Source organism: Brevibacillus borstelensis, assembly GCF_037834415.1.
GTDB classification, from domain to species: Bacteria; Bacillota; Bacilli; order Brevibacillales; family Brevibacillaceae; genus Brevibacillus; species Brevibacillus borstelensis_A.
Map to the genome: position 1 here is coordinate 38413 of NZ_JAUMSJ010000036.1, position 13606 is coordinate 52018.

The 13606-nt window shown below is 55.9% G+C and carries 13 protein-coding genes and 1 riboswitch; of the genes, 11 read left to right on the forward strand and 2 right to left on the reverse strand.

The features are described 5' to 3' along the window. Position 1 precedes the first annotated feature (1 nt). The 5 genes from Q3F21_RS21730 (at position 2) to Q3F21_RS21750 (ending at position 5667) form a co-directional block, all read left to right on the forward strand. On the forward strand, positions 2-919 hold the full coding sequence (locus Q3F21_RS21730) for a pseudouridine-5'-phosphate glycosidase (protein ID WP_340257758.1): 918 nt from the start codon (positions 2-4) through the stop codon (positions 917-919). 221 nt (positions 920-1140) lie between these two features. Continuing rightward, complete coding sequence (locus tag Q3F21_RS21735) at positions 1141-2640, forward strand: diguanylate cyclase (protein ID WP_340257761.1); 1500 nt, start codon at positions 1141-1143, stop codon at positions 2638-2640. A 152-nt stretch (positions 2641-2792) separates the two neighbouring features. Next, complete coding sequence (locus Q3F21_RS21740; RefSeq protein WP_340257763.1) at positions 2793-5210, forward strand: heavy metal translocating P-type ATPase; 2418 nt, start codon at positions 2793-2795, stop codon at positions 5208-5210. Between the two features lie 19 nt (positions 5211-5229). After that, on the forward strand, positions 5230-5400 hold the full coding sequence (locus Q3F21_RS21745) for a hypothetical protein (RefSeq protein WP_340257764.1): 171 nt from the start codon (positions 5230-5232) through the stop codon (positions 5398-5400). 63 nt (positions 5401-5463) lie between these two features. Then, positions 5464-5667, forward strand: coding sequence for a copper ion binding protein (locus Q3F21_RS21750; protein WP_340257766.1), 204 nt, complete (start codon positions 5464-5466; stop codon positions 5665-5667). Positions 5668-5814: 147 nt separating this feature from the next. Here the strand turns inward: Q3F21_RS21750 and Q3F21_RS21755 are convergent, their stop codons facing one another. Both Q3F21_RS21755 and Q3F21_RS21760 read right to left on the reverse strand, forming a co-directional pair. After that, positions 5815-6384 carry a DUF3267 domain-containing protein gene (locus Q3F21_RS21755; RefSeq protein WP_340257769.1) on the reverse strand — a complete coding sequence of 190 codons (570 nt, stop codon included), beginning with the start codon at positions 6382-6384 and terminating at the stop codon, positions 5815-5817. Between the two features lie 37 nt (positions 6385-6421). Then, positions 6422-6802, reverse strand: coding sequence for a DUF2294 domain-containing protein (locus tag Q3F21_RS21760; RefSeq protein ID WP_340257772.1), 381 nt, complete (start codon positions 6800-6802; stop codon positions 6422-6424). A gap of 238 nt (positions 6803-7040) precedes the next feature. Further along, positions 7041-7185, forward strand: a riboswitch (cyclic di-AMP (ydaO/yuaA leader). A 228-nt stretch (positions 7186-7413) separates the two neighbouring features. Here Q3F21_RS21760 and Q3F21_RS21765 point away from each other — a divergent pair. The 6 genes from Q3F21_RS21765 to Q3F21_RS21785 all read left to right on the forward strand — a co-directional run bounded on the left by Q3F21_RS21765 (position 7414) and on the right by Q3F21_RS21785 (position 13562). Further along, positions 7414-7824 (forward strand): hypothetical protein, encoded by a 411-nt coding sequence (locus Q3F21_RS21765; RefSeq protein ID WP_340257773.1) that lies wholly within the window; start codon positions 7414-7416, stop codon positions 7822-7824. Next, a complete protein-coding gene (kdpF, locus tag Q3F21_RS27525; RefSeq protein ID WP_227277768.1) occupies positions 7821-7898 on the forward strand; it encodes a K(+)-transporting ATPase subunit F in 78 nt (25 codons plus the stop codon). The genes Q3F21_RS21765 and kdpF overlap by 4 nt, the downstream gene beginning before the upstream one ends. A gap of 37 nt (positions 7899-7935) precedes the next feature. Further along, positions 7936-9609 carry a potassium-transporting ATPase subunit KdpA gene (gene kdpA, locus Q3F21_RS21770; protein WP_340257776.1) on the forward strand — a complete coding sequence of 558 codons (1674 nt, stop codon included), beginning with the start codon at positions 7936-7938 and terminating at the stop codon, positions 9607-9609. 83 nt (positions 9610-9692) lie between these two features. Continuing rightward, positions 9693-11732 carry a potassium-transporting ATPase subunit KdpB gene (gene kdpB / locus Q3F21_RS21775; RefSeq protein ID WP_340257778.1) on the forward strand — a complete coding sequence of 680 codons (2040 nt, stop codon included), beginning with the start codon at positions 9693-9695 and terminating at the stop codon, positions 11730-11732. A 41-nt stretch (positions 11733-11773) separates the two neighbouring features. Further along, positions 11774-12331 carry a potassium-transporting ATPase subunit KdpC gene (gene kdpC, locus Q3F21_RS21780; protein ID WP_340257781.1) on the forward strand — a complete coding sequence of 186 codons (558 nt, stop codon included), beginning with the start codon at positions 11774-11776 and terminating at the stop codon, positions 12329-12331. Between the two features lie 262 nt (positions 12332-12593). After that, on the forward strand, positions 12594-13562 hold the full coding sequence (locus Q3F21_RS21785) for a sporulation protein (protein ID WP_340257784.1): 969 nt from the start codon (positions 12594-12596) through the stop codon (positions 13560-13562). Positions 13563-13606: the final 44 nt, after the last annotated feature.

The window sequence follows — 13606 nt, forward strand, 5'->3', positions numbered from 1 at the left end:
GATGAAACAATATTTGACTTATACAGAAGAAGTGCGTCATGCATTGGACAATAACCTGCCTGTCGTAGCGCTGGAGACGACGATCATCTCTCACGGGATGCCGTATCCGCAGAACATTGAGATGGCGAAAGAAGTCGAGCAGATCATCCGGGACAACGGCGCTGTGCCGGCGACGATCGGGATCATGGACGGAAAAATCAAGATCGGGCTGTCGGAAAGCGAACTGGAGGAGTTCGCGACGAACAAGTCTGTCGAAAAAGTAAGCCGCCGGGACTTCCCGTACATTCTCGCGACCGGGAAGATCGGGGCGACGACGGTAGCCGGCACGATGATCGGGGCCCAGCTGGCAGGCATCCGCGTTTTTGCGACAGGCGGCATCGGCGGTGTCCACCGCGAAGGAGAAAACACCTGGGACGTGTCGGCTGACCTGACCGAGCTGGCGCAAACAGGTCTCGCAGTCGTATGTGCCGGCTGCAAGTCGATTCTCGATATCGGCCGTACCCTGGAATACCTGGAAACGCAAGGGGTGCCGGTAGTCGGCTACCGCACCGACGAATTCCCTTCCTTCTTCGCAAGAGAGAGCGGCTTCGGCGTCGACTTCCGTCTGGATGCGCCGGAAGAAGTGGCAGCTGTCATGGACACGAAGTGGAAGCTCGGCCTGGACGGCGGTCTTGTGATTGCCAACCCGGTACCGGAAAAAGACGCGCTTGACCACGCCAAGATCGAGGCGGTCATTCAGCAGGCGCTGCAGGAAGCGAAAGAAAACGGAATCGCCGGCAAAAAGGTAACGCCGTTCTTGCTCTCCAAAGTAAAAGAATTGACGGAAGGCAAAAGCCTGCAGACCAATATCGCCCTGGTGAAGCACAATGCGGCCGTGGCTGCGCAGATTGCCGCTGCTTTTCACAAAAAGCAAGCGTAAAGAGTAAACGCGAGAAGCCCTGTTCCGCCTTGAAGGAGCAGGGCTTTTTGCCATTTCCGTCTTTGCATGTACCCGGCATGTGAGGTTTGCGCTCTGCACGCGGACGGGTAAACATTTACAAGAGCATCGTCCAGCATTATGATGTAGCGGAGTGCGTTTTCCATGCATGATCGCTTGTAGGGCGATTGCATGTGAAGAAAAGAAACAGAAGGCGTGAGAGTGTGTTAAAGGATTTCGGTACCAATCTGGCCCTTTTGATTTCGTGTTTTTTGATCATCGGCCACATTTACAAAGGAAAGCTGGTCGTTCCTCAGTCTCCAATCCGTATCCGTCTGGTCTACGGCGGTTTGCTTGGCATGGTAGGCGTCCTGCTGATGCTGTATGCGATCAGGGTTTCTCCCACTGTGGTAGCGGACCTGCGCCAAATCGTCATTGTATTGGCGGCTTTCTTCGGCGGCATGCCGGCGGCTCTGGCTTCGGCAGTCATCGTCGCGATTGGACGGGTAGGATTGTACGGCGTAAGTGCAGCCTCACTGACCGCCGCGTTCTTTGCCATCCTGATCGGGATCGGATGCGGCTTTTTGTCCTATATCCGCTTGCACCCCTGGAGCAAAATTATCCTCTTGAACTTATACGGCATTGTCGTGGCGACATGCTCTCTGTACATGAATCTTCTAGATACGTCCTTGGTGTCGCAAATAGCCGTGTATCAGTGGCCCATCTCCCTGATCGGGGGTATCCTCAGCTATTTGGTCATGATGTACATTCGCCGCACCAATCACCTGCTATATGAGCTTGAGGAGAGCGAGGAGCGTTACCGGCGCTTGGTGCAGCTCTCGCCAGACGGGATACTGGTGGCCTCGGAAGGCCGGATTGTACTGGCGAACGACGCTGCCCTAAAGCTGTTGGGACTGGAAAAAAGGGAACAGCTGCTAGGCAAACCGTTGTACACTTTCACGAAAGAGGAGTGGCGCGCAGGAGCCTGGAACGATACACATATGCAAAAGGAGCCTGTCACGGATCTGATCGAGACAAGGTTTAGCCGTCAGGATAGCAGCGAGGTGGATGTTGAAACGGCCAGTACCTGGATTTCCTATCGAGGCGAGCCGGCGCAATTGATTCATTTTCGCGATATTACGCTGCGCAAGCGAGCCGAGGAGCAGCTGATGTCAGCCAACAAGCTTTTGCGCGATTTGACCAACATGGACGGATTGACAGGTGTAGCCAACAGGCGTTGTTTTGACGAGAGAGTTCGCGCGGATTGGGAGGCGTGCCAGGCACGCAGAGTTCCGTTCTCGCTGATTATGTTTGATGTGGATTATTTTAAGGCGTACAACGATACCTACGGGCATCAACGCGGAGACCGCTGTTTGCGGGAAGCGGCGGAAGCAGCCGCAGCAGCCGTTTCGGGTGCGGAGCTTCAGGGAGCGCTGGTCGCTCGCTACGGAGGAGAAGAATTCGCGGTTCTGCTGCCAGGAGCGGATGCAGAACAGGCCTACGAGATAGCGGAGGATGTGAGGGTTCGTATCGAAGCTATAGCCATTCCGCACAGCGGCTCAAAGGTGAGCAGCGTGGCAACGGTCAGCGTCGGTGTCTCCACGCTCCTGCCTGCGGAGGCCATTTCACCGGAAAATGCCATAGAGCAGGCCGACAAGGCTCTATATGAAGCAAAAAACGCGGGGCGCAACTGCGTTCGGATGGCCTTGCAATCCCCATTGTGACAAAAAAGTCAGGCGGGGAATTTTTTTTTTGAAAAGGGTCTTGATATACCCTATGGGGGTACTGTATACTGAAGGTGCGATAAAGAAAAGCCCTTGGGGGAACACTAATGAAAATATACCCCATATGGGTATTTGGTTCGGAGGAATCAGCGATGAGCGGCAAAGTAAAAGAAGCGACAGTCGCCATATCCGGGATGACCTGCGCAGCGTGTGCGATTCGGATCGAAAAAGGTCTGCGGAAGCTCGATGGCGTCGAGTCCGCAAGCGTCAACCTCGCTCTGGAAAAATCGACGGTTGTCTACGACGCGGGAAAAACGAGCTTTCAGGACATCCAGAAAAAAATCGAGGATTTGGGATACGGCGTCATCACCGACAAGGTCGAGCTGAACATCTCGGGAATGACCTGCGCCGCCTGCGCGACCCGCATTGAAAAAGGGCTGCAAAAAGTGCCGGGCGTGATCCAGGCGCATGTCAATCTCGCCCTGGAAACGGGCTCTGTCGAGTACGACGCAAGCCAGGCGAGCGTCGCCGACCTGATCAGGCAAGTGGAAAAACTGGGCTATCAGGCCGTTCGCAAGGATGAGCAGTCCGAAGCGGAAACGGCGGACCGCAGGGCCCAGGAAATCGAACGGCAGACCGGAAAGTTTCTCTTTTCCCTGATCCTTTCCCTGCCGCTTCTGTGGGCAATGGTGAGCCACTTTTCCTTTACCTCGTTCATCTGGCTGCCCGATATGCTGATGAACCCATGGGTGCAGCTGGCTTTGGCGACACCGGTTCAGTTCATTGTCGGCAAACAGTTTTATGTCGGAGCATACAAGGCTTTGCGCAACAAAAGCGCCAACATGGATGTGCTGGTCGCGCTCGGCACCTCGGCCGCTTACTTCTACAGTTTGTATATGGCGATTCAATCCATCGGCACAGGCACCCACATGATCGAGCTGTATTTTGAGACCAGCGCGGTATTGATTACCTTGATCCTGCTCGGCAAGCTGTTCGAAGCCAAGGCGAAGGGCCGCTCCTCGGAGGCGATTCGCAAGCTGATGGGCTTGCAGGCCAAGACGGCAGTGGTCATACGGTACGGAGAGGAAATGACGATCCCGGTAGAAGAAGTGCGCCCGGGGGACATCGTCTATGTAAAGCCAGGCGAAAAGGTGCCGGTAGATGGCGTCGTTTTGGAAGGACAGTCGGCTGTGGATGAATCGATGCTGACTGGTGAAAGCATTCCGGTGGATAAGGCTGTCGGAGACAACGTGATCGGCGCGACACTGAACAAAAACGGTTTTCTCCAGATTCAGGCGACCAAGGTCGGAAAAGAAACGGCACTGGCTCAAATCATCCGCGTAGTGGAGGAAGCCCAAGGCTCCAAGGCTCCGATCCAGCGTCTGGCTGACAGCATATCCGGCGTGTTCGTTCCGATTGTAGTTGGGATTGCGATCCTCACCTTCGTGATCTGGTACTGGTTCGTTTCGCCGGGGGATTTCGCCTCGGCATTGGAAAAAGGAATCGCTGTGCTGGTCATTGCCTGCCCGTGCGCATTGGGATTGGCTACGCCAACTTCGATCATGGCAGGTTCGGGCCGCGCGGCAGAGCTGGGCATCCTGTTTAAAGGCGGAGAGCATCTGGAGACGGCACACCGATTGGATACCATTGTACTGGACAAAACGGGTACCGTAACGAAAGGCGAGCCTGAGCTCACGGACGTCTTTGCTTATGACATGGACGAAAGCGAGCTGCTGGCCCTGATCGGAGCCGCCGAGAAAAATTCGGAGCATCCGCTGGCCCAAGCGATTGTCAAAGGGATTGGCGAAAAAGGAGTTTCGCTGGGTGCTGCTGAAGCGTTTGAAGCGATTCCCGGATTCGGTATCCGCGCGGTCGTAAAAGGCAGGGAGGTTCTCGTCGGAACGCGCCGCCTGCTTGCCGAAAAATCGATTTCCTATGAACAGGCCGCAGATGTGATGTCTTCCTTGGAGAAGCAAGGAAAAACAGCGATGCTCGCTGCTGTCGATGGACGCTTGGCTGGTATGGTCGCCGTGGCAGACACGATCAAGCCGACTTCCCGCGAAGCTGTAAAGCGGATGAAGGAAATGGGCCTGACGGTCATCATGATGACAGGGGACAACAGGCAGACAGCCGAAGCGATTGCCCGTCAGGCGGGAATCGACCAGGTGATCGCCGAAGTATTGCCGGAAGGAAAGGCGGACGAAGTGAAAAAGCTGCAGCAGCAAGGCCGCAAAGTAGCGATGGTGGGAGATGGCATCAACGACGCCCCCGCTCTCGCAACAGCCGACATCGGCATGGCCATCGGCACCGGAACGGATGTGGCGATGGAAGCGGCAGACATCACGCTGATGGGCGGAGAGTTGACCAGTGTCGCCGACGCGATCGTGATGAGCCACAAGACAATCCGCAACATCAAGCAAAACCTGTTTTGGGCATTCGCTTACAATACAGTCGGGATTCCGTTCGCGGCCCTCGGTTTTCTCGCACCGTGGCTGGCCGGGGCGGCAATGGCCTTCAGCTCTGTCTCTGTCGTACTGAACGCCCTGCGCCTGCAACGGGTCAAATTGTAAAGGAAAAGGGGAAACGAGGATGAATCTCAAAACAAAATGGGCCCTCTCGGCAATCGTCTATCTTCTGCTCGTCATCGGCGGCTACCAGCTGTACACCGTCTGGGCGGCTCCCGACGAGGCGCCTCACAAGCAACCGGCTGGCCATGCCGCAGATCAAGGCAAGACCCAGCTGTCGCACCCACGGGGCTGACCCCGGAGCTATGCGGCGGCGTGGTTTTCATAAAAAAATCGAAATCGAGAAGGAGAGATTACGATGCAAAACGTAACGCTGAAAGTAGAAGGAATGTCCTGCAACCACTGCGTAAACTCGATTGAAAAAGCGCTGAAGGATCTGGGGGCGGCCGGCAAGGTGGACCTGGCGGCAAAAACAGTCGAGGTGTCTTTCGAAGAAGGCAAATTGACAGTGGATGCAGTCAAGGAAGCGATTGAAGATCAGGGCTACGATGTTGTAGCGTAAAACTGCTTTTGCAAGGTTTCCGCTCTGCTCTGGCTGAAGAGGAAACCGCAACATGTAAAGAAGCCGCGTATCGCGAAGGGCAAATGTCCTCGCATACGCGGCTTCTTTGTATGTTGGAGGATGGATGAACGCTTCTGTGACAAACATTCACTCGCGTCCATTGCCATCTTCCACGGAAATATAGGCGTCATAACCGATGCTGTCCACAGAATCGGAAATCAGCGTCTGCCGGTCATACTTCCGCAGCGTCCAGAGGATGTAAACATCGCCAAAGCTGCCGGCTATCATGAAAAAGCTCCACAAGTACCAAAAAAGCGAATGTCCCTTAAGGGAAAGAAAAAAAGGGACCAATCCCAAGATCAAACCGGGCAGCAACACGGCGAACCGGTAGCGGGATACCGCAAGCGGTTTCGTGCAGCAGCAGTAGAAAACCAGTTTCTTCGGTACAAATCCAAAGCGGATGTCAGAAAACGAGACTTCCCTGCTGAGCAAAAAGCCAATCCCGTGCAAGCATTCATGGACGACAATCCCGGCGATCACCAATAGCAGAAAGAGAAAAAGACCTTGGATCGTCACCGAAAACGTCACATCGCCGCCGTACAGGAAAAGGGCAGCGATAAAAAAAGCGATAAAAAAAGCGATGGAAAAGAAGATGCTGTAAATGTTTGCTTTCAGAGGATCGAGCACCACCTGCTGCCTCCGATACTTTTCGTTCAAGCTTTGTTCCCCCCAAACGGCGATGACTCGCTAAAGTTTAGCTTTTCATGTCCAACAGCGCCTTCTCCAAATCCTTGTTCAGCACGTAAACCTCGATCCGCTCGCCCATTTTTGTGCTGATATCGCTGTGGCTGGAAAGCACCTTGCAGCCGGTGAGGGTTTCGACGATCTCCTCGCACTCCTTGCTGTACATCTCGCGCAGGACCTCCCGCATCTCTTTGACCACGCGGCGACCCCTTTCATGATGGGCCAGATGCTTTTCCTCGACAGTGAGGACGCCTTTGAAGCGGCATATCACCATATCGCCGACGATGTACGACTTTCCTTCCTGCGGGCCGCGGCCGATCAGTTCCCGTTGAAACTTGATGAAGGCCTCGCTGATCTCTGCTTCCATTTTCTTTTTATGAGAAACGGCCATACCAATTCCTCCCTATCTTGTCATTGAGCCCTATCTTACTGAGCGCTTGAGAGGCTGTCAACGCGAGAATGGAGATATAAGGAAACCGGAGATAACGGGCAAAATAATTTGATCGCCTGAGAGAATGAACGATTTATCCGTTTTCATTCCGATTTTTCTGCCGAAAGAATCGGAAATCGGTCAAAATCAGCCGTTCACAACCAATCGCGTCCGACTTATAATGACACATAACAACCAATTGCAAATCTGGCCTAGTCCCGGGGCGCCCGGGAGCGGAGGACCCAATCAGTAGGGGTTAATTCCACGGTTTTTGTGGAAGGGATGAGAAACTCTTTCGCCATCCTACCCGTCAGCTAACTTCGTCGGCTAAAGCGAGGGAGGTCAAAAGACCGCCTGTTCGAGGAGGCTTTTTTTGTTGCCCAAATGCGGCAGCAATCCGCCTGTTCGATCTGATTTGCAGGTCTTTTCGTTTTTCTGTCTGCATATAACCGTCTGTTTTGGAAAAAGGAACAGGGAGACAGAGCGCAAAGAGGGCAATGGATTGCCGGCTGGGCGTTAGGTAGACCAATGAGTGCTTTTTCCCCGACAAGGCAAAGCAAGAGACACAACCGATGGATCGAAGGGAGCAAGCGATTCTGGATGAATCGCCGCCTGGCCCGATCTGTCTTGTGAGCGGCTTTTTTGGCTGCCCGCATTGGCTGTGCTTGTTTGTCGCCTGGGGAGAGAGTAAGCATTGGTCTATTTTTTTACCCAAAGGCACCGCTCCGGGCATCGCTTGGGAGAGGGGCACAGGCGTAAGCGAAAGAGTCCGCTCGGCTCACACACTACAAGTCAAAAGGGAGGATGAAAGCGGGCAAGTATGCCGGGTGGATTTGACTATAAGCAATTTCCTGAGCATGGAGGGAGGCTCGAAGATGGACGCGGTTTCCGTATTGCTGATTGCCATGTCATTTGCGATTTTTTACGGCGTCGTCAAGTTTTGCGAGGCAGTTGTAAAAGAGCAGGAGGGGAAGAAGGAATGAGCGTTTTGCTGTTGATCGCCGCCGGGTTGATCGTATACCTGTGCCACGCCCTCGTTTATCCGGAGAAATACTAGAGTCCGTCTGTGCGGAACACATGAGGAGGAGCTTGTTGTGGACTTCATCCAAATTTCGTTGTTTTTGGCCTTGCTGCTTGCCGCCGCCATCCCGATGGGCCGTTATCTGGAGAGGGCCTTTGCCCTCGAGAGGACCAGGATGGACAAAGTGTTTGGCGGCGTAGAGCGGGCGCTCTACAAAGTGTCCGGCATTCGGACGGAGGACATGAACTGGAAGCAGTATGTGCTGGCTTTGCTGGCGAGCAACCTGGCGATGGCCGCGATCTGCTATCTAATCCTGCGGCTGCAGGGGATTTTGCCGGGCAATCCGGCAGGCATCGGTGCGATGGAACCGCTGCTGTCATTCAACACCGTGATTTCTTTTCTGACCAATACGAACCTCCAGCATTACAGCGGCGAGACAGGGCTTTCCTACCTGTCGCAAATGGCCGTCATTATCTACCTGATGTTCACCACGCCGGCGACCGGAATCGCCGCCGTGATGGCATTCATGCGGGGGGTGACCGGCCAAAAAAGCCTCGGCAACTTTTACGTCGACCTGGTGCGTGCCCATACACGGTTGCTGATCCCGCTGGCTGTCGTCGTCACGCTGATATTGGTCAGCCAGGGAGTGCCGCAGACGCTGGAACCGGCGGCGACCGCCCGCACGCTCGAAGGAGCGGAGCAGCAGATCGCGCGAGGCCCTGTGGCTTCATTGGTTGCGATCAAGCATCTGGGAACGAACGGAGGCGGCTTTTTCGGCGTCAACTCGTCCCATCCGTTTGAAAACCCGACGCCATTTACTAACGTGCTGGAAATGCTCTCGATGTTTGTCATCCCGGCCGCGCTGCCGATTGCGTTTGGACACATGGCGAAAAGCCGCAAGCAGGGGTGGATTTTGTTTGCTGCTATGGGGCTGATGTTCCTCGCCTTTTTCACCACGGTGTACATCAGTGAAACAAATGGCAACCCGGCGCTGGCCAAGGCGGGCCTCTCTCAGGAGATGGGCAGCATGGAAGGGAAGGAAGCGCGCTTCGGCATCGTGCAAAGCGCCTTGTTTACTGCAGTGACGACGGCCGCCACGACTGGCACGGTCAACAACATGCATGACACTTTGACGCCGCTGGGCGGTCTGGTGCCGCTTGCGCAGATGATGCTCAACTGCGTCTTTGGCGGCGATGGAGTCGGCATGGTCAACATCCTGATGTACGCCTTGCTGGCGGTGTTTCTGGCCGGGCTGATGGTCGGGAGGACGCCCGAATTTCTGGGCCGCAAGATCGAAGCAAAGGAGATGAAGCTGATCGCGCTCACGCTTCTCGTCCACCCGTTGATCATCTTGGCGCCGTCCGCCGTGGCTCTTGCCACCGAGATGGGCAGCGCCGCCATTTCCACCCCCGGCTTTCACGGCATTTCGCAGGTCGTCTACGAGTTTACGTCCTCGGCTGCCAACAACGGCTCGGGCTTTGAAGGGCTGGGGGACAACACACCGTTTTGGAATATTTCGACCGGCTTGGTCATGCTGTGTGGGCGGTACATGTCCATCATCACGATGGTCGCGGTAGCCGGGTCGCTGCTCAGAAAAACGCCGGTGCCGGTGACCTTGGGCACGTTACAGACCGACAGCAGCGTCTTTTTGCTCATTCTGTTGGCGACCGTCCTGATCGTCGGGGCGCTGACCTTTTTCCCGGTCGTTGCGCTGGGTCCGGTGGCCGAGTGGCTGACGATCCGGTAGGTGCCAGTACGTAATGGATCAACTTGAATCAATGCCGATCTGGAGCAAAACAAAGCCGCTCCGGCGGGAAGGAGAATATTACGATGAGTACACAGCGCAAAGCCGCGCTTTCCAAGGATTTGTACAAGCGGGCCCTGATGGAATCGTTCCGAAAGCTGGACCCGCGCGTGATGTGGAAAAACCCGGTGATGTTCGTCGTTGAAGTGGGCTTTTTGATTACGCTGCTCTTGGCCTTTTTCCCGACGCTTTTTGGCGGCCAGTCTGAGCCCGGCTACAACGCGGCCGTCAGCTTGATTCTGTTTGTCACGATTCTTTTTGCCAACTTTGCCGAGGCGCTCGCCGAAGGCCGCGGCAGGGCGCAGGCGGACAGCCTGAAAAAAACGAAACAGGATGCGACCGCTCGGCATGTGCAAAAGGACGGAAGCGTCAAAGCGATCCCGGCCACCGGGCTGCGAAAGGGCGATCTCGTCATCGTCGAGGCAGGCGAGCTGATACCGGGCGACGGCGAAATTGTCGAAGGCGTCGCATCGGTGGACGAATCGGCGATCACCGGAGAGTCCGCGCCCGTGATCAAGGAGGCGGGCGGGGATTTCAGCTCGGTCACCGGCGGAACGCGGGTCGTCAGCGACATGATCAAGGTGCGGATCACTGCCGATCCGGGCGAATCGTTTCTGGACCGCATGATCAGTCTCGTAGAAGGGGCCAAGCGGCAAAAAACGCCGAACGAAATCGCATTGAGCACCCTTCTCGTCACGCTGACGCTGATTTTTCTGATCGTCTGCACGACGCTTTTGCCGATCGCCGGTTACGTGAATGCGGCCATCCCCATCGCGACGCTGATCGCGCTGCTGGTCTGCCTGATTCCCACCACGATCGGAGGGCTTTTGTCAGCCATCGGCATCGCCGGCATGGATCGCGTTACGCAATTCAACGTGATCGCCAAGTCGGGGAAAGCAGTAGAGGCCGCGGGCGACATTAACACGATCATTTTGGACAAAACCGGAACGATTACGTTTGGAAACCGGATGGCGGCGGCCTTTTTCCCGGTCGGGAAGGCGAACCAGGAGGAATTGAGCCTGGCTGCGGCGCAAAGCTCCATCTTCGACGAAACGCCGGAAGGAAGGTCCATCATCGAACTGGCAAGACGGCAGGGGGTTCCCTCGCCTGTTCTGGACATCCCTCGGGCAGAGGGGATCGAGTTCAGGGCGGAGACGAGAATGAGCGGGACGCTGCTTCCGGACGGCCGCGAAATACGCAAGGGCGCCGTCGATGCGATCAAGGCGTATGTCGCGGGAAAAGGCGGACAGATTCCCGCCGAGCTGGAGGAGAAAACGCGACTGATCGCCACAGAGGGCGGCACGCCTTTGGCGGTAGCCGCGGACGACCGCATCCTCGGGCTGATCTACCTGAAAGATACAGTCAAGCCGGGCATGCGGGAGCGCTTCGAGGAGCTGCGGCGGATGGGCATCCGCACCGTCATGTGCACGGGCGACAATCCGCTGACGGCGGCGACGATTGCCCGTGAGGCGGGGGTAGACGACTTCGTTGCAGAGGCGAAGCCGGAAGACAAGATTTCCTTGATCAAAAAAGAGCAAGCGCAAGGAAAGCTGGTCGCCATGACAGGAGACGGCACCAACGACGCTCCGGCGCTGGCCCAGGCGGATGTCGGGCTGGCGATGAACAGCGGTACGGTGGCGGCAAAAGAAGCGGCGAACATGGTGGATCTCGATTCCGATCCGACCAAAATCATCGAGGTGGTGGCGATCGGCAAGCAGCTTTTGATGACCCGAGGGGCCTTGACGACGTTCAGCATCGCCAACGACGTCGCCAAGTACTTCGCGATCATCCCGGCGATGTTCATGCTGGCGATCCCGCAGATGTCGGCGCTCAACATCATGCACTTGGCGACGCCGCAAAGCGCCGTTCTGTCCGCGCTGATCTTCAATGCGGTCATCATCCCGATCCTGATCCCGCTGGCGATGAAAGGGGTCAAGTACGTTCCGATGAGCGCAAACAAGCTGCTTGGACGCAATTTGGTCCTGTACGGATTGGGCGGAATCGTCGCTCCGTTTGTCGGCATCAAGCTGATCGATTGGGCGCTGGTCTCGCTGAGCTTGGTTTAAAGCGTCCCGACACCATAATGGAAAGGCATAGGTGATTGTACATGCTGCAAAATGTTCGTCTCAGTCTCGTCCTGCTTTTGATCTGCGGGATTGCCTATCCCCTGGCGATGACCGGCCTGTCCCAGCTGACGATGCCCGCCAAAGCGAGCGGCAGTCTGATCGCGGACGACAAGGGCAATGTGATCGGTTCAGAGCTGATCGGCCAATCGTTTACAGACCCGAAATATTTTACAGGGCGTATTTCTTCTATTGAGTACAATGCGGCAAGCTCCGGCTCCAACAACTACGCGCCGTCCAATCCGGCCTTGGCTGAGCGGACGAAAGAGGAGATAGCGGCTTTTCTTACAGCCAACCCGGGAGTCAGGCAGGATGAGATTCCCGCCGATCTCTTGACCAACTCCGGCTCCGGCCTGGACCCGCACATTTCCCCCGAGGCGGCGCGCGTGCAAGTAGAGCGCATCGCCAAAGCGAGGAATCTCGATCAGGCCAGGCTGAAAGCCTTGATCGACGAGTATACCGAGGAGCGGAGTCTGGGTGTCTTTGGACAGCCCCGGGTGAACGTGCTCAAGCTGAATATCGCGCTGGACCAATTGAAATAGACGGCAGGCAAAAAGGAGCGAGACAGACCGTGAAGTCTGCTCCTTTTTGTCTACAGGAGAGAGAACTTGCAAGTGCTCTGTTTCCGCGTGCATTCCCGGAAGCTGCCCGGGAAGAAGCGGCATTTAAACGATCGATTAACTAGCTAGAATTTTTCTCCCATGATCGTTTCGTGAACAATTGCCCTTGCTGCTCGCACAGACATCCAGCTTTTGCTACACTGAATATATAAGTGTTCGTTTATTTGATAAGGAGGAAACCGTCATGTTCAAAAAGTTGATGGCCAAATTCGGCGTGGGCGCGGCAACCGTGGATCTCCGGCTCGATCAGCCGACATATCGCCTGGGAGAGACCGTGACCGGACACATTCATATCGAAGGCGGGAACGTTGAGCAGCGAATCACCGAGCTGAGCGTCCTTTTGATGATGAATGCCCGGGTAAAAGGACAAATCGTGACGCGGCAGGTGGAGGCTGTCCAGGTTGCCCACAGCTTTAAGGTACTGCCAAAGCCCTACACCGTGGACATCCCCGTTTCCTTTGAACTTCCGCAAGGTCTGGCGATCTCATCGCCGTCTATCCAGTACGGCTTGCAGACAAAGATGGATGTAGAAATGGCGCTTGATCCGACCGACATGGATCAGGTTCAGGTGCTGCCGCCGGAGCCGGTGGAGCGGGTGCTGAACGCCTTTGGCCGGCTGGACCTGCGGCATAAGCCGGATTCCGGAGGGTTGACTCCTTATGGACAAGAGTTTTCGTTCTTTGCGGGACCGGCGCTCGGGCTGCCGTTAAGGGAGCTGGATGTCGTCTTTTACTCCACGCCTGGAGAAATGCGGCTGCTGCTCGAGCTTGACTTGACGGTGCCAGGCATGCTGATGGGACGTCAAAAGGAGTACAAGGCAGAGCTCATCGTGCCGCAGGAGCTGCTCGCGGCAGAGAAGGAAGAGGAGCTGTCCCGCTTTTTGCAGGAGAAACTTCGCGAGTATGCGGAAAATCCGCAATCGATCCCGTACGTGTCCATGGCATCCTATCAGCAAATGCACGGTGGCCACCACGGCAGACCCGGCATCGGCGGCATGATCGGCGGGATGGCTGCGGGCTTCCTGGGAGGAATGCTTCTGGGCGAGCTCATGTCGGATGCGGGTGAGTTTGCGTCTGGGGAATCAGGCGATGAGTCCGGCGGCGATGAAGGCGGAGACATGGATTTTGACTTTGGCGGCTTTGATGATCTGTAAGCAGGCAAGTGTTGGCCCGGGGCATAGTGTCCCGGGCTTTTCTT